This is a genomic window from Inquilinus sp. CA228 (assembly GCF_052078665.1).
In the GTDB taxonomy this organism is placed as follows: domain Bacteria; phylum Pseudomonadota; class Alphaproteobacteria; order DSM-16000; family Inquilinaceae; genus Inquilinus.
Genome location: NZ_JBQJIK010000004.1, coordinates 130,044 through 148,121 on the forward strand (window position 1 = coordinate 130,044; position 18,078 = coordinate 148,121).

The following is an 18,078-nucleotide window of genomic DNA, read 5'->3' on the forward strand; positions in this document are numbered from 1 at the left end:
AAAGGCCGCAACGATGCTCTCTCTCGTCCTCGCCGCGCTGTTCTGGGTGGTGCTGCATCTCGGCGTCGCCGGCCCGCTCCGCCCGGCCCTGGTGGCGCGGCTGGGCGAGATGGGCTATCGCGGCCTGTTCTCGGCGCTCAGCGCCATCGGCCTGGTCTGGCTGGCCCTGGCCTATCACGGCGCGCCTCACGAGCCGCTGTGGGACCCGGTGCCTTTCTGGGTTCCGGGGGTGCTGGTCCTGCTCGGCTTCGTGCTGCTGGCCTACAGCCTCAGCCCGTCCAACCCGACCCAGGTTTCGGCGAAGCGGCCGGGAACCGAGCTTCCGGTCGCCGGCATCACCCGCATCACCCGCCACCCGATGCTCTGGGCCTTCGCGCTCTGGGCGCTCGCGCATCTGACGGTGAACGGCCACTGGGCCGGGGTGCTGCTGTTCGGCGCCGTCCTGGTCACGGCGCTGAACGGCATGGTCTCGATCGACCGCAAGCGGGCGGCGCGGCTGGGGCCCGCCTGGGACGATTTCGCCCGCCGCACCTCGCGCCTGCCCTTCGCCGCCGTGCTGTCTGGCCGCGGTGATCTCGCGCTCGGTGAGTTGGCGCTGTGGCGGCTCGGCCTCGGCGTCGGCCTGTTCGTCGCCGCGCTGTGGCTGCACGGGTTTTTGTAAGGCGTCCTTGGACTATAGGACGTAGGTTGGGTTCGCTCCTGGGCGAACCCAACAATGGCTCCGGCTGCGGGATGTTGGGTTCGCAACGCGAACCCAACCTACGAAGGCCGGATCAGCCAATCACCTCGCGCAGCGCCTGGACCACCCGCTCGACATCGCCGTCCTGCATGGCGGGGAACAGCGGCAGCGACAGGCAGCGCGCGTAGAAGGATTCGGCGCCGGGCAGGGGGCGGCGACCGTAGAGATCCTCATAATAGGGCTGCCGGTTGACCGGGATGTAGTGCACCTGGGTGCCGATGCCCTTGGCGTGCAGGGCGCGCACCACCTGGCCGCGGGTCTGGCCGATCGCGGCGAAGTCGATCAGCACCTCATAGAGATGCAGCACCGGGTCGCAGCCCGGCGCCTTGGCGATCGGCCGCAGCACCGGGGCCAGCGGCGCCAGCGCCTGGTCATAGCGCGCCGCCAGGGCCCGGCGCCGGGCCTTGAACCAGTCCAGCTTGCGCAGCTGGCTGAGGCCGAGCGCCGCCTGGATGTCGGTCAGCCGGTAGTTGAAGCCGATCTCCTGCATCTCGTAGTACCAGGGGTTCACCCCGGCCTGGGCAGGGTCGACCGCCAGCTCGGTGTTGACGAAGGCATCCGGGTCCCGGGTCATGCCGTGCGAGCGTTGCCGGGCCAGCTTCCGCTGCAGCTCCGGATCGGCCGACGTGACCATGCCGCCTTCGCCCAGGGCGATGGTCTTGACCGGGTGGAAGGAGAAGCAGGCGAGGTCGGAATGGGTGCAGGTGCCGACCTGGACCCGGCCCTCCGCCGTCTCGTATTCGGTGCCCAGCGCGTGGCAGGCATCCTCGATCACGAAGGCGTCGTGCCGGCGGGCGATCTCGGCGATCGGCGCCAGCGGCACGGTCTGGCCGGCCAGATGCACCGGCAGCACGGCGCGGAACCGGCCCTCCGGATGGAGTTGCGGGATCCGGGCGACCGCCGCCTCCAGATCCTCCGGCCGCATCAGCCCGGTCTCCGGGTCGACATCGGCGAAGACCAATTCGGCGCCGACGAAGCGGGCGCAGTTGGCGGTGGCCAGGAAGGTCACCGCCGGGACGACGCAGACATCGCCGGGCCCGAGGCCCAGCGTCAGCGTCGCCAGATGCAGCGCCGCCGTGCCGTTCGAGCAGGCGGCGGCGAAGGGGGCGCCGGTGGCGGCGCAGAAGGCGCGCTCGAACTCGCCGACCGTCGGGCCGGTGGTCAGGAAGTCGGCCTGCAGCGCCCGGGTGACGGCGTCGATGTCGTCCTGGTCGATATACTGGCGGCCATAGGGCAGGAAGGTCACGGTGATCGCCTCCGAAACGCGCGGGCCCTGAGGAACGGAACCGGAGGGCCGTCAGTTCGCGTGCCGCTCCAGGATCTCCAGCAGCTCGCGGTCGTCCAGCCATTCGGCGTTGTTGTCGCTGCCGTAGCTGAAGCGGTCGGGCACCGGCTTGCCGCCGCCTTCCTTGGCGAAGGAGGTGCGGGTGTATTCGCCGAACTGCGGCTCGATCACGTAGCGGTCGGCCAGCTCCAGCGTCGCATGCGCGTCGTCGACCGCGATCATCGCCTCGTGCAGCTTCTCGCCCGGGCGGATGCCGACGATGCGGTGCGGCAGGCCGGGCGCCAGGGCGCGGGCCAGCTCGGTGATCTTCATGCTCGGGATCTTCGGCACGAAGATCTCGCCGCCGCGCATGATCTTGAAGTTCGACAGCACGAAGTTCACGCCCTGCTGCAGCGTGATCCAGAACCGGGTCATGCGGTCGTCGGTGATCGGCAGCGACTCCGCCTTCTGCTCCAGCAGCTGGCGGAAGAACGGCACGACGCTGCCGCGCGAGCCGACGACGTTGCCGTAGCGGACCACGGAGAAGCGGGTGCCGATGTCGCCCGACAGGTTGTTGGCGGCGACGAAGGTCTTGTCCGAGGCCAGCTTGGTGGCGCCGTACAGGTTGACCGGGTTGCAGGCCTTGTCGGTCGACAGGGCGATGACCTTCTTGACCCGGTTCTGCAGCGCCGCCCAGACCACGTTCTCGGCGCCCAGTATGTTGGTGTGGATGCACTCCGACGGGTTGTACTCGGCGGCCGGCACCTGCTTCAGCGCCGCCGCGTGGATGATGAAGTCGACGCCACGGGTGGCCAGCGCCAGCCGCTCGCGGTCGCGCACGTCGCCGAGGAAGAAGCGCATGCAGGCATGGACCTCGGCGGGGTAGGCGGCCCGCACGGCGTTCTGCATGTCGTACTGCTTGAGCTCGTCGCGCGAGAAGATGATCAGCTTCCGCGGCTGGTAGCGCTGCAGGATGGTGGAGACGAATTTGCGCCCGAAGGAGCCGGTGCCGCCCGTGACGAAAAGGACCTTGCCGTTCAGGTCGATCAGATTGTCGTCAAAACTACGGTACATGAATCACCAGCGCTGTTGAAAAGGACGGACAGCCGAAACCTTCGGAGGACCGGCCCGAAGCCGCCCGGCCCTCCGTACGCCACCACTTCAGCCTATAACTCGTGCAGATGGTCGTTTGCAATGCAACCCGCGCGGCCGGGCCGCCTGCCTGTGGCGTGTTTTCAACCCGTGGACCGGACTTCCCGGATCCGGGTGCCGAACGCCTCCAGCCGCCGCACCATCTCGGCCGGGTCGAGCAGGGTTTCCGGCAGGTGCAGCCCGGGTGCCGCGGGCGCGCCGCCGGCCAGGCCCAGCAGCCGCTCGACGGCGGAGGCGATGCCCAGCGCCGTCAGCGGCGCCTGGCCCTCGGGATGCACCAGCTCGTGCCGGCTGCGCCCAGCCGTGCCGTCCGGGCGCTCGCCGGCGATCTCGATCGCGATCTCGGTCGAGAAGGGCTCACCGCGCCGGCGGCTGGCCGACTGGGAATAGGCGAGGTCGAGCCGGATCGAGCGGGCCTCGGTCGCGGCCGCCAAGCTGACCACATCCATCGGCGAATAGGCCTGGGCCGGCAGCTCGACGCCGTCGACGCTGCGGTAGGTGGCGGCCGCCTCCTCGCCGCCGATCCAGCGCCAGTGCCCGTCCTGCAGCACCTGGACCCGGGTGGTGGCGGTGACGATGCGGTCGTAATCGGCGGCGGCGGCCGGCCCGCCCATGTCCTGCTCGTCCAGCAGGGCGCCGATCCGGATGCTGTCGACGCGCCGGAATGACCGGGCGAAATGCAGAGTCGGAAACAGCGCCGCTCCGGCCAGCCAGTGGCTGGCCAGCAGCACCGGCGCGGTCGGCCGGTGGATCGCCTGCGCCACCTCCGGCCCGATCTCGAACACGGCGCTGGAGGTGCCGACATAGGGCACGCCGCGGGCCTGGGCGAAGCGCAGCGAATTGAGGGTGGAATCCTTGACGAAGACGGCGATGGCGCCGAACGCCCGGTCCGGCTGGCCCAGATCGGGCCGCTCCAGGTCGATCGCCGCGGCGTCGGCGCCGCCGATCTCGCGGGCCACCGCCTCGGCCTTGGCCAGGTCGCGGCCGCCGATGGTGATCGGCAGCTCCGGCTGCAGCCGCCGCAGCGTCCTGGCGGCGCGAGCGCCGACGACGCCCGATCCGCCGATGATGAGAACTGGTTTCTGCTGGGTCGCGGGCATTACCATGGCTCCTGATGAGGCGCGGACCGGACGGCCCCTTGCCGTCGGCTGCCGGAACCTACATTTGGTAAGTTACCAACGGTAATTTCAAGACCGGGATCGGATCCCCGGCCGAGGAGTGCGGATCAGGAGATGAGCCCAGCCCCTGCCAGGAAGCTGCCCAAGGCGGAGCGGCGCGACCAGCTGCTCGACACCGCGCTGGCGATCGTGCGCGAGGAGGGCACCGACGCGCTGACCCTCGGCCATCTCGCCGAGCGCGCCGGCGTCAGCAAGCCGATCGCCTATGAGCATTTCGGCACCCGCTCCGGGCTGCTGATCGCCCTCTATGAGCGCATCGACGACCAACAGGTGGCGGCGCTGCTGCAGGCCCTCGAGCGCACGCCGCGGCGACTGGAGGACGTCGCCCGGGTGATGAGCGACGCCTACATGACCTGCTACCTCACCTGCGGGCCGGAGGCGCATGCCATCACCGCCGCGCTGAGCGGCGACGGGCAGATGGAGGCGTTCCATCAGCGGCTGCTCGATCGCTATGTCGCCTTCTACCAGGAGGCGCTGGCGCCGTATTCGGCCCTGCCGCCCGACGCGCTGCACCTGCGCTGCGTCGGCCTGATCGGCGCAGCGGAGGCGATCTCGCGCGACATGCTGCGCGGCCGGGCGGACGGGGCCAGGGCGACGGAGGCCCTGGCGGCGCTGATCGTCGGCGGGCTGGCGAAGGGCTAGCCCGGCCTCACTCGCCGCTGCGGTCGGCGCCCAGCAGGCGGATCGAGCTGGCCTGCGGGCCCATCGGGCCCTCGCCGGTGGCCAGGGTCAGATGCACCATCATGCCGGTCGTCAGCTCGTCGAAGCGGCCGTCGACCACGGCGTTGCGGGTGAAATACAGGCTGCCGGCCTGCTTCGCCTCGACGAAGCCGTAGTTCCGCTCCGGGAACAGGCGGGAGATCGTGCCGGTCTCGCCGGCCGCCTCATGCGCCTTGACCTCGCCCTGGATGATGCGGGCCGCCTCGTCCAGCTTGCGCTCGACCACGTCGAAGCTGCGGTTGACCACCGCGGCATGGTCCCGCGGGTTGCGACGCTCCTCCATGTCCTTGACCACGACCATGGGCTTGCCAGGGATCTCGGCCTCGACCGAGATGCCGAGCGGCGGCCGCGCGCCCTGGGCGCTGCGATGGGGAGCCTCGATCACCACGCGGCAGCCGATCAGGTTGGGGTAGAGGCGGTCGAGCCGGCCGACGCGGTCGCGCACGATCGACTTCACCGCCTCCGATCCTTCGATGTTCTTGAACGAGAGCTGTAACGGCTTCTGCATGTCGGGCCTCCATCGATCCGGTCCGGGGGGCTTGTCGCCTTCCCTTTGCGAACCGCCCTGGGCGGCCGGGAGTTCCCCGGCCGCGACCGGATGCGCGGAGGCCGAAGTCAGGCAGCGGCCGGCCAACGCCAGGCGAGGATGAAGCAGGCGGCGGCCGCCAGGCCGGTTGCCGTGCGCACGTGGTTCCAGGTGGTCCAGGTCGACAGGTAGCGGGCCCAGACGGCGGCTCCTTCGGCGCTGGCCGGATCGACCGCCGCGAGCGCGTTGTTCAACGGCACGTTGCCCGTCATCGTCACCACGATGTTGCCGACGAGGTAGAGCACGGTCCCGGCCAGCACCAGGGTGGGATGGGGGCCGGACCAGCCGAACAGGGCTCCGATGCCGACGATGAGGCACAGCACCGCCGTGCCCATGAAGGCGGCCATGAACACCGGGTTGATCACCACGATGTTGATCGACTGCATGGCGGCGATGCCCTGCGGCGCCGGCAGGCGGGCGAGGGCGCCCATCACGAAGGTCGAGAAGGCGAAGAAGATGCCGCCGACCAGGCCGGAGCCCAGCGCCGACGGCAAGACCATGACCGACATCAGGCGTTCGCCCATCTCAGCTCTCCATCGTCAACGGGGCAGGGGAGGGACCCGGCGGCTCAGCCGGCCCAGGCGCCGGATGCGGCGGCGTCGCGCGCATAATCGGCGAAATCCTTCGGTGCGCGGCCCAGCGCGCGCTGCACGCCGTCGGTCGGATAGGCGTTGCGGCCGTCCAGCACCGTGGTGAGCAGGTAGAGCAGAAGCTCGGTGAAATCGGCCGGGGTGCCCTGCTGCGCCAGCATCGTCGCGAAATCCTCCGCCGGCACCCAGGTGTAGCGGACCGGCCGGCCGGAGGCCCGGGCGATCTCGGCGGTCGCCTCGGCGAAGGTCAGGAGCCGCGGGCCGGTCACCTCGTAGAGCTGGCCGACATGGCCGTCCTCGGTCAGGGCCGCGACCACGACATCGGCGATGTCGTCGGCATCGACGAAGGGCTCTCCGACATCGCCGGCCGGCAGCGCGATCTCGCCCGCCAGAATGCCGTCCCGCACCACGCCCTCGCTGAAGTTCTGGCAGAACCAGCTGGCCCGCACGATGGTCCAGTCGGCGCCGGATTCCTGCAGCACCTGCTCGGCCTGCTGCGCCTCCTCCTCGCCCCGGCCGGACAGCAGCACCAGCCGGCGGACGTCCTGCGCCAGGGCCTGGCCGACCAGGGCGCGGACCGCCTCGGGCGCCCCCGGTGCGGCCAGATCCGGATAATAGGTGATGTAGGCCGCGCCGACGCCGTCCAGCGCCGCGGCCCAGCCGGACGGATCCTCCCAGTCGAAGGCGGGGTTGGCGGAGCGCGAGCCGATCCGGACCGGGACGCCACGCGCCGCCAGGCGCTCGGCGACGCGGCGGCCGGTCTTGCCGGTGCCGCCGACGACCAGGACCGGTTTGCGCTCTTGCATCGAACTCGCCGACGGGGCCATGATCCTCTCCTAATGTGAGTGTTTATCATGTTTGAAAATGTGATAATCTCTCACATTCGTCGCGTCAAGTGGAATCCCGAAGGAACCGTCATGGCCACCGCCAGCCCTGCCAACCCCGCCGATCCGGCGGGCTCACTGCGCCGGGCGCCGAGCCAGCGCCGCAGCCGCGAGCGGGTGGAGCGGATCCTGGCGGTGGCGACCGGGCTGATCGCGGCGCAGGGCAGCGACGCGCTGCGCATGGCCGAGGTGGCGGCGAAGGCCGGCATCTCGATCGGCTCTCTGTACCAGTACTTTCCGGACAAGGCGGCGATCATCCGCACCCTGGCCGAGCGCATCAACGCCGAGGGGCGGGCCTGCATCGAAGACGGGCTGCGGGACGTGCGCGACGCCGCCGGGCTGCGCGACGCCTTCGGCCGGCTGGTCGACACTTATTACGGGCTGTTCCTGGCCGAGCCGGTGATGCGCGACATCTGGTCGGGCCTGCAGGCCGACAAGGGGCTGCGCGAGATCGACCTCGAGGACAGCCGGATCAACGGCCGGGTCCTGGCCGAGGTCCTGGCCCGGATCGACCCCGGCGCCGACCGGGCCGGGCAGTTCACCCGCGCCTTCCTGGTGATGCAGCTGGGTGAGGCGACGATGCGGCTGGCCATCTCGGTCGGCCGCGACGAGGGCGACGCGCTGGTCGAGGGCTACAAGCGCATGGCGCTGCGCGAGCTGGCGGCGGGCCAGGGATGAAGGGCGACGCGGTGGCTTGCAGTTGCCATTGAAGAGGCTTCTGACACGCCTTAGTATTTTGTCTGATCGTGGTCGATACGGTCGGAGCAGGTGGGAAATGAGATTGGAATGGGATTTTGCCGCAGAGGCATACCTTGACCAGCTCCCTTCGACGGAGCGGGCGAAGGTGCTGCACGCTGTTGAGCAGCTTCCGACGACGTGGGACAGCCTTGACGGCACCCGCCTGAAGCGACTCATGGGCAATCAGAATGATCTTTACTCGTTGCACGTCGGTTCTGATTTGCGGGTTTTGGTTCAAAGACAAGGTGACGTGATAACCGTCGTCGACGTTATCCGAAGAAGTCAACTTGAGGGGTTGCGCAGAGCCGCAAGGCTGCGCCAAGCTTGGCCAGGATGAAGTCGTTTGTGCCACTCAGTCTTGACCCATCCGTCCTGAATCAAAATCTGACTGAGTTGGAAACGCTTCTTTCCTTGGACGCTTCGCTGAGGGAACGAGATCAGGTATTGCCATTCTTTAAAGCGAGGCCGCATCTCTGTGCCGCGCTCGGTCTCACTAATAATGCCGTTGAGTTGCCTGATCGATGGGCAAGTGAGCTGGATTTATTTGGCGACTTTGCATGTGATGTCGCTGCTGGCGATAGCGAAGCCAATGCCTACACATTGGTCGAATTTGAGGACGCACAGGAGCTCAGCATTTTTTCCAGACTCAAGGCCGGCAAGACGATGAAGCAGTGGTCGCGACGCTTCGAGCGAGGATTCTCCCAGCTTGTCGATTGGGCATGGAGGCTATCGGCTGAGGGGGAGTCATCAGCGGCCATTCGCAGGATCTTTGGTGATGATAATCCGACCATCCACCTGTTGCTCGTGATTGGCCGCGATGCCGACCTGACCAAAGATGACCTCGCAAGGTTGCGATGGCGAGCTCAGCACACGTCCCTGGGCCATTTCAGGATGTCATGTTTCACTTTCGACGGCCTGTTGCACTCGATTCGACGCCGACTCTTGTTGTCGGCCCAGCCTTCGAACATGGCTTGATATAGAACAGCCAGACGTCGCTCACCGCCCGCAGTTGTGCCCTCGACCGCAAGCCGGTCGATCAGGCGACATTTGCAATATCTCAGGAAGCTGGTGCGGGCGGTCGGGGTCGAACCGACACTCTGTCACCAGAACTGGATTTTGAGTCCAGCGCGTCTGCCAATTCCGCCACGCCCGCGCGGGGCCGCATCATAGGCAGCGGCGGACTCCCGTCAATGAAATTGCGGAGGCTCACCCTTCGGTGCCGGCGGTCGGCAGGGCGAGCCCGGTCTTGACCGCGTCGAACACGAAATGGGTGTCGAAGCGCTTGATGTTCGGGTCGGTCATGAACAGCCGGTCGACGGCCTCGCGGCAGGCCCGCATGCCGGTGACGGCGAGGATCGCCAGATAGTCCCGGCTGCCGGCCAGGTCATAGCATTGCTGCACCTCCGGCGCCGCCCGCATGCGGTCCTTGAAAGCGCGGTGCAGGGCGACCGATTCCTGCTCCAGCGTCACGAACACCGCGGCCAGCACGACGCCGTCGAAGCGGCCGGGATCGAGCACCGCGATCTGGCGCAGCAGCAGGCCGTCGGCGCGGTAGCGGGCGATCCGGCGCTGCACCGCGCTGGGCGACAGGCCGACCATGTCGCCCAGCTCCTCCAACGTCCGGCCGCTGTCGGCCTGCAGCAGCGCCAGCAGCTTGTGGTCGAGTCGGTCGAGAACCGGGGCGGGCTTGGTGCTCATGCAAGAATTTTGCGTCGACGTGCACGAGATTTCAACAACAGCCGGACCGGTGCCGGCTAGAGTCCCGGCAGCTCAACCGGGAGACGACCCATGGAATCGCAGGCCCGACTGCCCATCACACCGCAGCAGATTCTCGCCGCCCGGGCCGCGATCGACCCGGTGTTCCTCGATTCGCCGGCGATGCGGCATGGCGCGCTGGACGACGCGCTGGGCTGCGCCTGCCTGCTGAAGGTCGAGACGCTGAACCCGATCCGCTCCTTCAAGGGGCGCGGCACCGAGGCGGTGATGGCGGCGCTGGAGCCGCGCCCGGCCGCGGTGGTCGCCACCTCCAGCGGCAATTTCGGCCAGGGGCTGGCGCGGGCCGCCGCCCGGCGCGGCATCGCCGCCACCATCCTGGCGCCGGCCTGGGCCAACCCGCTGAAGCTGGAGGCGATGCGCCGGCTCGGCGCCACGGTGCGGCTGGCCGGGCCGAAGGACGGGGCCGGCAAGGACCTGGCGCGCCGGATCGCGGCAGAGACCGGGGCGCTGTTCATCGAGGATGGCGGCCATCCGGTGATCGCCGCCGGCGCTGGCGTGATCGCGCAGGAGCTGACCGCCGCCGGCCACGAGATCGACGACGTCGTCTTGCAGATCGGCGACGGCGCGCTGGCGACCGGCATCGGCTCCTGGTTCAAGGCCCAGGCGCCGGCGGTCAGGATCGTCGGCGTGGTGGCGCGCGGGGCGCCGGCCATGGCGCAATCCTTCGCCGCAGGGCGGGCGATCGACACGCCGGGCACCGACACCATCGCCGACGGCATGGCGATCAGCCGGCCGGTGCCCTCGGCGGTGGCGCAGCTGCGCGCCTGCGTCGACGAGATCCTGCTGGTCGACGACGATGCCATCCTCGACGCGGCACGGCTGCTGCTGCGCAGCGCCGGGGTGCTGGCGGAACCCTCCGGCGCCGCCGGCCTGGCCGCGGTGATGACGAATCGCGACCGCTTCGCCGGCTGCCGGGTGGCGACGGTGATCACCGGCAGCAATCTCGACGCCGCCTTCCAGGCCCGGCTGCTGGGCGGCTGATCGCGACATTTGGGCGCTAGGCGGCGCATCGCCCGCGCGGCATGATCCGCGCCATGTTGCGCCGCCTCGACCTCCTCTCCTGGCTCACGGCCGCCCTCGGCGGCGTCGTGCTGGGCACCGTGCTCGCCTCGCAGTATCTCGGCGGGCTGCAGCCCTGCGAGCTGTGCCTGTACCAGCGCTGGCCCTGGGGGGCGGCGATCGCGCTCGGGCTGCTGGCGGCGGTGATTCGCCCGGCGCGGCGCGTCCTGGTGCTGCTCGCCGGCGTGGTGATCCTGCTCGGCGGCCTGCTGGCGGTCTACCATGCCGGGGTTGAATATGGCTGGTTTCCGGGCTTCACCGCCTGCACCGGCGCCATTTCCTTCGGCAACGGCGACGTCGGCGCCCTGCGCGACCAGTTGCTGAACGCGCCGGTGGTGCGCTGCGACGTGCCGGGCTTCGTCCTGTTCGGGATCTCGATGGCGGGGTATAACGCCATTCTGTCGGTGGTCGCGGGGCTGGTCCTGCTGGCCGCCGGCATCCGTTCGGGCAGCACGAGGGCCGCATGACCGCCTCCCGCCGCCGCGCCCTGCCGGGCGACCTGCCCCGCCGCGAGCGGATCGCCCGGATGATCCGGGTCGATCATGCCGGGGAATACGGCGCCAAGCGGATCTATGAAGGCCAGCTCGCCGTGCTCGGCCGCGGCCCCAAGGGGCCGGTGATCGAGCATATGGCGGAGCAGGAGCGCGAGCATCTCGACACCTTCGACCGGCTGGTGGCGGAGCGCGGCGTGCGCCCGACCCTGCTGCATCCGCTCTGGCATGTCGGCGCCTTCGCCATGGGCGCGGCCACGGCGCTGCTGGGCGACCGCGCGGCCATGGCCTGCACGGTGGCGGTCGAGGAGGTGATCGACGACCACTATGCCCGCCAGGCCGAGGCGCTGGGCGAGGACGAGCCGGAGCTGAAGGCGGTGATCGAGCGCTTCCGGGCGGAGGAGCTGGAGCATCGCGCCATCGGCCTCGAGCATGAGGCCGAACAGGCGCCGGGCTACCGCCTGCTCTCCGGCGCGGTGAAGGCGGCGACGCGCACCGCGATCTGGCTGTCCGAGCGGGTCTGACGGCGATGCGACTCTCTGCTCTCTTCGTCGCCGCGGCGGCGCTGCTGGCCGCTTCCGGCGCCCGGGCCGAGGATGTCGGCTGCGTCAACACTGCCTTCAAGCTGATCGGCCCGGACCACAAGGTCTGCGTCGAGGCCTTCACCGACCCCGACATCCCGGGCGTCGCCTGCTATCTCAGCCAGGCCCGCACCGGCGGCGTCTCCGGCTGGCTCGGCCTGGCCGAGGACCCGTCGCGCTTCGCCCTCGCCTGCCGCCAGGTCGGCCCGATCACCCTGCCGGACCGCATCGACCGGCAGAAGGAGGTGTTCGACAGCGCCACCTCGATCCTGTTCAAGGAGACGCAGGTGGTGCGGATGTACGACCGGCCGCGCAACACGCTGGTCTATCTGTCCTATTCGACCAAGCTGATCGACGGCTCGCCGATGAACAGTGTGGCCGCGGTGCCGGTGATGCCCTGGGCGCAGTAGAGGCCTCGCCTCGTTCCGGATCCTGGTTTACAATCATCGAGTTCAGTTTTTCGTTTGATAAGGGATATTGTTTTTCAGCCTGGAGGATAACTCCATGATTCATCGAGCAATTTATATCGCTGCGCTTGCTGTGGCGATGTTTGGTTGTGATCGGCCCGGCCCCGACGACACGATGCTTTCCGTCTCCGAGACGCCCGCTCCCTCGGCTGGACCCGCCTCGTGTCGCCTGCAGCGCATCGCGACGGTGGAAGACCGGAAGGTCTTCCAGGAAGAGTCGGGGGCAGTGTTCTTCGTCGCGGATGCCGACGTGAACACCGATGGCGCGGCGAACTCCTATCACGTCGACGATTTCAAGGGAGATTCAATCGCCAGCAACACGATCTGTAACGGCATCAATATTCGCAATGCTCAAGGGGGCTTGGTTGCCAACTACAGGAACTGTCCCTTGCTCTATGATTGGTACGCGAGGATTAAGCAAAACAATTGGGCTCCGGTGGGAGGCACGCGTATCCAGTGGTACGGGATCGCTACCAAAAACGGCCAGCCCTGCATCCGGAGCGACGGTTTCTTCACCTCGCAGACCGCGTCGGCATCCGACCCGGCCAAAGATGTCTGCAGCGTAGAGCATTGGATCGACGCAAACACTATCCCGTCGATCGTCGTACCGGAAGCGGGGGCTGTGGGCACTCTGCCCGGCGGGTCGCTCAGCATTGCTGCGCTGTTGAACAGGGCGGGGCAGGTCCAGAGCACGCACTTTGCCATTGTGGGGGATACCGGTGGGTCGCGGATCGGCGAGGTCAGCACCCTGCTCGCCATGCGGTTCAAGGGCCGCACCGAGCTTCCGCACACCTATCAGCAGAGCAAGGAACTGAGCTCAGCCCATGCCGCGTATCTGATTCTGCCGTCGAAACGGGCACCCAGGCCCTATAAGGACGCCGAAATCCAGTCCGACGGAGCGGCGGCGTTCGAGCTCTGGGGCGGCCGTGCGAAGTTCGATGCCTGCGTGGTGGAAGCGCGACGCTGAGACCGCGGCAGGGCACTTTCCCCGCCGCCGGGCTCAGTGCTCCAGCTCGGTGTCCCAGTACAGGAAGTCGCGCCAGCTCTGGTGCAGAAAATTGGGCGGAAACGCCCGCCCATTTTCCTGCAGCTCATAGGTCGTCGGCTGTTGCGGCGGCGTCAAAGGGTGCATGCCGCAGCGGCTGGGCAACTGGTGCCCCTTGCGCAGGTTGCAGACCGAGCAGGCCGCGACCACGTTGGTCCAGCTGGTGCGCCCGCCGCGGGCGCGCGGGACCACATGGTCGAAGGTCAGCTCCTGCGACGGGAGGCGCTCGCCGCAATACTGGCAGCTGAAGCGGTCGCGCAGGAACACGTTGAACCGGGTGAAGGCCGGGCGCCGCGCCGAGGGGATGTACTCCTTCAGCGAGATCACGCTGGGCAGCCGCATCTCGAAGGACGGGCTGCGCACCACGCGGTCGTATTCGGCGATGATGTTCACCCGGTCGAGGAAGACCGCCTTGATCGCCTCATACCAGGGCCACAAGGACAAGGGGAAGTAGCTCAACGGACGGAAGTCGGCGTTGAGGACGAGAGCCGGGCAGTTTTCGGGTGGGGGAGACACCATCCCACTCCTTCGCCTTCATCTCTGTCCGCGGACCCTCCGCGGATGGCCATGGGTATACGAAGAAACCCACTTGACCGCAATATCCTGCGCCGAAACCCCAGGAAATGTCACGATCTCGTCACCTCAGCCGTCCTGACCCCCTAGATGTTTGATCCCTATGCCGAGGGGCCCACCGCCTGCGGCAGGTGGCGGCGCAGCATGTCGAGGCCGGCGACCAGCCCCTCGGGGTCGATGCCGTGGCCGAGGTCGGGGCGGGCCAGGGTCTCGACCTCCACCCCGGCGCCGCGCAGCGCCTGGGCCGCCGCGGCCAGGGCGGGGAAGGGCACCACCGGATCGGCCTCGCCATGCACCAGCAGCACCGGCGGGCGCGAGACGATGTCGCGGGCCAGGGTCGGGGCGCCGAGCAGCGCGCCGGAAAAGCCGACCACCGCGGCGCAGGGCCGCGGCCGCCGCAGCGCGGTGTAGAGCGAGGTCATGGTGCCCTGGCTGAAGCCGACCAGCGCCAGGTCGGCATCGGTCAGGCCGCGCTCGGCCAGCGCTTGGTCGAGGAAGCCGTTGACGATCGGCAGCGTGGCCTGCAGCCCGGCCTCCATCACCGAGGGCGTGCGGTCCTGCAGGCTGAACCACTGCCGGCCGTAGGGCGCCATGTCGCAGGGCTCCGGCCCGTCCGGCGCCAGGAACTCGGCCTCGGGCAGGTATCGGGCCCAGTGCGGCGCCATCCCGATCAGGTCCTGGCCATCGGCGCCGACACCGTGCAGCAGGACGACCAGGGCCTTGGGCGCGCCGCCGCTGGCCAGGGCGAGGCGGGGGCCGAAGAGCGTGGAGCCGGAGGAGGGGCGATTTGTATCCATGCGCCATCTGTCCCGGCGCTGCCGTCTCTTGTCAACCGCGGCCGGGCTTCCCTACTGCTGTGTCAGCCATGACCGTCGTGACCCGCTTCGCCCCCAGCCCGACCGGCTTCCTGCATCTCGGCCACGCCCATTCGGCGCTGGCCGGCTGGCGCCGTGCGCGGCAGGCGGGTGGGCGCTTCCTGCTGCGGATCGAGGACATCGACCAGGGCCGCTGCCGGCCGGAGTTCGAGGCCGCGATCCTGGAGGACCTGGCCTGGCTGGGCTTCGACTGGGACGGGCCGGTGCGGCGCCAGTCGGAGCATTGGGACGATTACCGCGCCGCGCTGGCGGTGCTGGAAGGGCAGGGGCTGATCTATCCCTGCTTCTGCACCCGGCGCGAGATCCTGGCCGAGGTCGCGGCGATGCAGAGTGCGCCCCACGGCCCGGCGGACACGCCGGACGGCACGCCGTTCTATCCCGGCACCTGCCGCCGCCTGTCGCCGCAGGAGCGCGCCGACCGCCTGGCCGAGGGCCGGGCCTATGCGCTCCGGCTCGACATGGCCGAGGCGATGCGGCGCAGCGGGCCGCTGGGCTGGACCGACGAGCTGGCCGGCGGGCAGGCGGCGCGGCCGGAGCGGCAGGGCGACGTCGTGCTGGCACGCAAGGAGATTCCGACCAGCTATCACCTCGCGGTGACGGTCGACGACGAGATCCAGGGCGTCACCGTGGTCACCCGCGGCCGCGACCTGTTCGAGGCGACCCATGTCCACCGGCTGCTGCAGGCGCTGCTCGGGTATCGGGTGCCGGTCTGGCGCCACCACGCGCTGCTGACCGATTCGGCCGGCAAGCGCCTGGCCAAGCGCAGCGACGCGGCGTCGATCCGCGCCTGTCGGGCGCAGGGCGGCTCCGCCGCCGAGCTGCGGGCGCTGGCCGGGTTTCCGGATTAGCATCGGCGGCGGGACCCACCGATTCCGGAGCCGAGATGTCCGCCGCACCGACAATCCGCTTCGTCCGCCCCGCCGATTTCGACCAGTGGCTGCCGCTGTGGGATGGCTACAACGAGTTCTATGGCCGCGTCGGCGAGACCGCGCTGCCCGCCGAGATCACGCGGGCCACCTGGGCGCGCTTCTTCGACGCCTATGAGCCGGTGCACGCGCTGGTGGCGGAGTTGGACGGCCGGCTGGTCGGCCTGACGCATTACCTGTTCCACCGCAGCACCACCATGCTGGGCCCGACCTGCTATCTGCAGGACCTGTTCACCAGCGCAGCGGCGCGCGGCCAGGGCATCGGCAAGGCGCTGATCGAGGGCGTGTACGAGCAGGCCAGGGCGGCCGGCGTCACCCGCGTCTACTGGCAGACGCATGAGACCAACCAGACCGCGATGCGGCTGTACGACCAGGTGGCCGACCGCTCCGGCTTCGTCGTCTATCGCGGGCGGCTGTGACGCCAGACCTATTTGTCGAGAATCTTCTCGCGCTGCTCTTCGTACTCTTCCTGGGTGATCGCGCCCTGGCGGTAGGCATTGTCCAGGTCGATCAGCTCCTGCCCCGTCGTCGCTCCGGCGGGACTGAGGGGCGGTGTGCGGCCGCCGCCGCCACCGCCGCAGGCGGCGACCGGAAGAGCCAGGGCGAGGACGAGCGGCAGGAATCGCATGGAGGCTCCAGGGTCGAGAATGGCTGTTGAACGCCACGCAGTAATGTTTGTTCCGGTCAGTGGGCACCGCTGCCGGAGGGTGGATCCGTAGGCTCGCGCAGACCGCGGCACAGCGCCAGATAATCCGGCTCCTCCGGCCCCACCACCCCGCGCCGGATCGCCAGATCGATGATCACCAGGGCGACGTTGAACTTGAAGTCCTCGGTGTCGCGCACCCGGTCCAGCACCGCCGCCAGCGGCCGGCGTTCGAAGCTCTCGACCTCGCCATCGGTGTTGCGCGGCGCGAAGCCGGGCGCCAGCGCCAGGTCGTAGACGAACAGCGTGTCCCGGCGCAGCCCCTCGGCCGTCTCCATCATGTAGGTGACGGCGCCGGTCGGCACCGCCTGCCGCGCCAGCTCCGGTGGGATCGCGGCCTCCTCGGCGCATTCCTTGACCACGTTCTCGGCCAGGCTCAGCCCGTCCGGCTGGCCGCCGGCGACGATGTTGTCGAGCTTGCCGGGCGCCAGCGCCCGGTCGGCCGCGCGCCTGGCGATCCACAGCAGCGGGCCGTCCGCTGTCTCGACCACGCCGTTGAGATGGATGCCGAAGGACTTGATGCCCAGCGCCACCGCGGCGCCGCGGTCGACCGTGGCCAGCAGCGGCGCGCCCCATTCGGCCAGCACCGGATAGCGCTCGTTCCGCCGCTTGCGCACCAGCCCGGCCTCGATCAGCCGGTCGGTGACCTCCTCCAGCGCCTCGGCCCGCGCCTCCGGCCCGGCCAGGCGCTCATCCAGCCGCCAGCCGCTTCCCTCCGGCCGCAGCGGCCCGGGCCGCCGGTCGAGCAGGTCGGCCACGGGCGGCGTGACCCAGCCGGCGACGGTGCCGCCGATCCGCCAGGGGCGCAGCCGGGCAGGATCATGGGCGGTGCAGGTGCGGATTCGGTCGAGCAGGCTCATGGCTTCGGTCTAGAACATGTCGGGCGCCCGGGAAACTGCGATCATCCAACCTCCCGCCCGGGCCGGCACGGGAGGCGTGCAACCGGTGGCAGGAAGGCTTACCTTGGCGCGACCGCGGCCATGGCAGCGACGGTCGGTTCGGGGATGGAGGAGTTGCGGGTGCGGCAGTTGGGGATCGGTCGGATCGCGACGACAGGCGGGGTGGCGGCGTTGTTGCTGCTGGCCCTGGCCGGGCCGGCCGCGGCGGCGGTCGATCTCGGCAACCTGTCGGCCGACGACATGCGGGCGCTGCAGCGCATCCTCGAGACCGAGCGGACCAACGCGTCGAAGCGACTGCCCTCGGGCATGTCCGTGACCGTGATCAAGACCCAGACCTCGCCGCGCGTCTGCCGGATCTTCCGCATCGGCCGCCAGGGCCAGGAAGGCCAGGCGGTGGGATGCCGCATCGGCGCCCAGCGGTGGGCGCTGAACGCCTCGATCGACGCGGCGCAGGCCGTGCCGGTCGAGCCGTCGCCGCAGGAGCCGGTGGCGGTGCGGCCGAAGGTGGTGGCCCAGTCGCGGCCGGTCCAGAATTCGGAAGACGACGGCGTGGAGGAGGCCGGGGCGACAGCCGCACCGGCGGCCCCAGCCCGTATCGCGCCGCCGCCCGCGATCGAGGTCGGCAGGGCGCCGCCGCAACCCGCGCCCGATGCCGGCAGGGCACCGGCCGAAACCCAGGTGGCGGCGCTGCCGCGGGCGCCGTTCCAGGCGCCCCGGCCCCAGGCTCGGCCGGATGTCCCCGCCGCGGAACCGGCGGCCGCGGGGCCGACCCAGGCGCCGGTGCCGCGGGCCCGGCCGACCGTCGGTGGCCCGGCACCCGCCGCGACCGTAG

Annotated in this window: 22 protein-coding genes, 1 tRNA gene and 1 pseudogene; 12 read left to right on the forward strand and 12 right to left on the reverse strand. The window is 69.6% G+C overall.

Translation table 11 applies throughout. The features are described from left to right. The first annotated feature begins 13 nt into the window (after positions 1-13). Positions 14-661: an NnrU family protein gene (locus tag ACTOWL_RS03155; protein WP_441319733.1), complete on the forward strand. Its 648-nt coding sequence runs from the start codon at positions 14-16 to the stop codon at positions 659-661. Positions 662-773: 112 nt separating this feature from the next. Here ACTOWL_RS03155 and pseC read toward each other — a convergent pair whose 3' ends face one another. The 3 genes from pseC to ACTOWL_RS03170 all read right to left on the reverse strand — a co-directional run bounded on the left by pseC (position 774) and on the right by ACTOWL_RS03170 (position 4,255). Further along, the gene (gene pseC / locus ACTOWL_RS03160) at positions 774-1,985 is read right to left on the reverse strand and encodes a UDP-4-amino-4,6-dideoxy-N-acetyl-beta-L-altrosamine transaminase (RefSeq protein ID WP_441319734.1); all 1,212 of its coding nucleotides are present in this window, start codon (positions 1,983-1,985) and stop codon (positions 774-776) included. Between the two features lie 51 nt (positions 1,986-2,036). Beyond that, on the reverse strand, positions 2,037-3,077 hold the full coding sequence (pseB, locus tag ACTOWL_RS03165; protein ID WP_441319735.1) for a UDP-N-acetylglucosamine 4,6-dehydratase (inverting): 1,041 nt from the start codon (positions 3,075-3,077) through the stop codon (positions 2,037-2,039). Between the two features lie 161 nt (positions 3,078-3,238). Next, on the reverse strand, positions 3,239-4,255 hold the full coding sequence (locus tag ACTOWL_RS03170) for a hypothetical protein (RefSeq protein ID WP_441319736.1): 1,017 nt from the start codon (positions 4,253-4,255) through the stop codon (positions 3,239-3,241). A 132-nt stretch (positions 4,256-4,387) separates the two neighbouring features. On the opposite strand from ACTOWL_RS03170, the gene ACTOWL_RS03175 reads away from it, so the two are divergent. Next, positions 4,388-4,975, forward strand: a complete 588-nt coding sequence (locus ACTOWL_RS03175) for a TetR/AcrR family transcriptional regulator (RefSeq protein WP_441319737.1) — start codon at positions 4,388-4,390, stop codon at positions 4,973-4,975. A gap of 7 nt (positions 4,976-4,982) precedes the next feature. Here ACTOWL_RS03175 and ACTOWL_RS03180 read toward each other — a convergent pair whose 3' ends face one another. The 3 genes from ACTOWL_RS03180 to ACTOWL_RS03190 all read right to left on the reverse strand — a co-directional run bounded on the left by ACTOWL_RS03180 (position 4,983) and on the right by ACTOWL_RS03190 (position 7,035). Beyond that, positions 4,983-5,561, reverse strand: a complete 579-nt coding sequence (locus ACTOWL_RS03180) for an HPF/RaiA family ribosome-associated protein (RefSeq protein ID WP_441319738.1) — start codon at positions 5,559-5,561, stop codon at positions 4,983-4,985. 107 nt (positions 5,562-5,668) lie between these two features. Continuing rightward, a complete protein-coding gene (locus ACTOWL_RS03185; RefSeq protein WP_441319739.1) occupies positions 5,669-6,163 on the reverse strand; it encodes an anthrone oxygenase family protein in 495 nt (164 codons plus the stop codon). Between the two features lie 44 nt (positions 6,164-6,207). Further along, positions 6,208-7,035 (reverse strand): NAD(P)H-binding protein, encoded by an 828-nt coding sequence (locus ACTOWL_RS03190; protein WP_441319740.1) that lies wholly within the window; start codon positions 7,033-7,035, stop codon positions 6,208-6,210. A 111-nt stretch (positions 7,036-7,146) separates the two neighbouring features. On the opposite strand from ACTOWL_RS03190, the gene ACTOWL_RS03195 reads away from it, so the two are divergent. Further along, positions 7,147-7,791 carry a TetR family transcriptional regulator gene (locus tag ACTOWL_RS03195; RefSeq protein ID WP_441319741.1) on the forward strand — a complete coding sequence of 215 codons (645 nt, stop codon included), beginning with the start codon at positions 7,147-7,149 and terminating at the stop codon, positions 7,789-7,791. A 393-nt stretch (positions 7,792-8,184) separates the two neighbouring features. Continuing rightward, on the forward strand, positions 8,185-8,826 hold the full coding sequence (locus ACTOWL_RS03200) for a Shedu anti-phage system protein SduA domain-containing protein (RefSeq protein ID WP_441319742.1): 642 nt from the start codon (positions 8,185-8,187) through the stop codon (positions 8,824-8,826). Between the two features lie 91 nt (positions 8,827-8,917). Here ACTOWL_RS03200 and ACTOWL_RS03205 read toward each other — a convergent pair. After that, a tRNA-Leu gene (locus ACTOWL_RS03205) sits at positions 8,918-9,004 on the reverse strand. Between the two features lie 53 nt (positions 9,005-9,057). Further along, positions 9,058-9,549 carry an Lrp/AsnC family transcriptional regulator gene (locus ACTOWL_RS03210; protein ID WP_441319743.1) on the reverse strand — a complete coding sequence of 164 codons (492 nt, stop codon included), beginning with the start codon at positions 9,547-9,549 and terminating at the stop codon, positions 9,058-9,060. A 90-nt stretch (positions 9,550-9,639) separates the two neighbouring features. Here ACTOWL_RS03210 and ACTOWL_RS03215 point away from each other — a divergent pair, with 90 nt between their 5' ends. The 5 genes from ACTOWL_RS03215 (at position 9,640) to ACTOWL_RS03235 (ending at position 13,192) form a co-directional block, all read left to right on the forward strand. Then, positions 9,640-10,608 (forward strand): threonine ammonia-lyase, encoded by a 969-nt coding sequence (locus ACTOWL_RS03215; protein WP_441319744.1) that lies wholly within the window; start codon positions 9,640-9,642, stop codon positions 10,606-10,608. Positions 10,609-10,661: 53 nt separating this feature from the next. Then, on the forward strand, positions 10,662-11,153 hold the full coding sequence (locus ACTOWL_RS03220; RefSeq protein ID WP_441319745.1) for a disulfide bond formation protein B: 492 nt from the start codon (positions 10,662-10,664) through the stop codon (positions 11,151-11,153). Further along, positions 11,150-11,701: a demethoxyubiquinone hydroxylase family protein gene (locus ACTOWL_RS03225; protein ID WP_441319746.1), complete on the forward strand. Its 552-nt coding sequence runs from the start codon at positions 11,150-11,152 to the stop codon at positions 11,699-11,701. Before ACTOWL_RS03220 ends, ACTOWL_RS03225 begins: the two co-directional genes overlap by 4 nt. A gap of 5 nt (positions 11,702-11,706) precedes the next feature. Continuing rightward, on the forward strand, positions 11,707-12,168 hold the full coding sequence (locus tag ACTOWL_RS03230; protein ID WP_441319747.1) for a CreA family protein: 462 nt from the start codon (positions 11,707-11,709) through the stop codon (positions 12,166-12,168). Positions 12,169-12,262: 94 nt separating this feature from the next. Further along, positions 12,263-13,192, forward strand: coding sequence for a hypothetical protein (locus ACTOWL_RS03235; RefSeq protein ID WP_441319748.1), 930 nt, complete (start codon positions 12,263-12,265; stop codon positions 13,190-13,192). A gap of 33 nt (positions 13,193-13,225) precedes the next feature. Here ACTOWL_RS03235 and ACTOWL_RS03240 read toward each other — a convergent pair whose 3' ends face one another. Both ACTOWL_RS03240 and ACTOWL_RS03245 read right to left on the reverse strand, forming a co-directional pair. Next, on the reverse strand, positions 13,226-13,789 hold the full coding sequence (locus ACTOWL_RS03240; protein WP_441319749.1) for an HNH endonuclease: 564 nt from the start codon (positions 13,787-13,789) through the stop codon (positions 13,226-13,228). A 155-nt stretch (positions 13,790-13,944) separates the two neighbouring features. Beyond that, on the reverse strand, positions 13,945-14,640 hold the full coding sequence (locus ACTOWL_RS03245) for an alpha/beta hydrolase (protein WP_441319750.1): 696 nt from the start codon (positions 14,638-14,640) through the stop codon (positions 13,945-13,947). Positions 14,641-14,708: 68 nt separating this feature from the next. Here ACTOWL_RS03245 and gluQRS point away from each other — a divergent pair, with 68 nt between their 5' ends. Both gluQRS and ACTOWL_RS03255 read left to right on the forward strand, forming a co-directional pair. Beyond that, positions 14,709-15,566, forward strand: coding sequence for a tRNA glutamyl-Q(34) synthetase GluQRS (gluQRS, locus tag ACTOWL_RS03250; protein WP_441319751.1), 858 nt, complete (start codon positions 14,709-14,711; stop codon positions 15,564-15,566). A 35-nt stretch (positions 15,567-15,601) separates the two neighbouring features. After that, positions 15,602-16,063 carry a GNAT family N-acetyltransferase gene (locus ACTOWL_RS03255; protein ID WP_441319752.1) on the forward strand — a complete coding sequence of 154 codons (462 nt, stop codon included), beginning with the start codon at positions 15,602-15,604 and terminating at the stop codon, positions 16,061-16,063. A gap of 8 nt (positions 16,064-16,071) precedes the next feature. Here the strand turns inward: ACTOWL_RS03255 and ACTOWL_RS03260 are convergent, their stop codons facing one another. Together ACTOWL_RS03260 and ACTOWL_RS03265 are read right to left on the reverse strand one after the other, a co-directional pair. Next, positions 16,072-16,272: an SHOCT domain-containing protein gene (locus ACTOWL_RS03260; RefSeq protein WP_441319753.1), complete on the reverse strand. Its 201-nt coding sequence runs from the start codon at positions 16,270-16,272 to the stop codon at positions 16,072-16,074. A gap of 56 nt (positions 16,273-16,328) precedes the next feature. Continuing rightward, complete coding sequence (locus ACTOWL_RS03265; RefSeq protein WP_441319754.1) at positions 16,329-17,207, reverse strand: DUF4743 domain-containing protein; 879 nt, start codon at positions 17,205-17,207, stop codon at positions 16,329-16,331. A 120-nt stretch (positions 17,208-17,327) separates the two neighbouring features. On the opposite strand from ACTOWL_RS03265, the pseudogene ACTOWL_RS03270 reads away from it, so the two are divergent. Next, a pseudogene (locus ACTOWL_RS03270) lies at positions 17,328-18,078 on the forward strand (hypothetical protein); the annotation flags it as partial.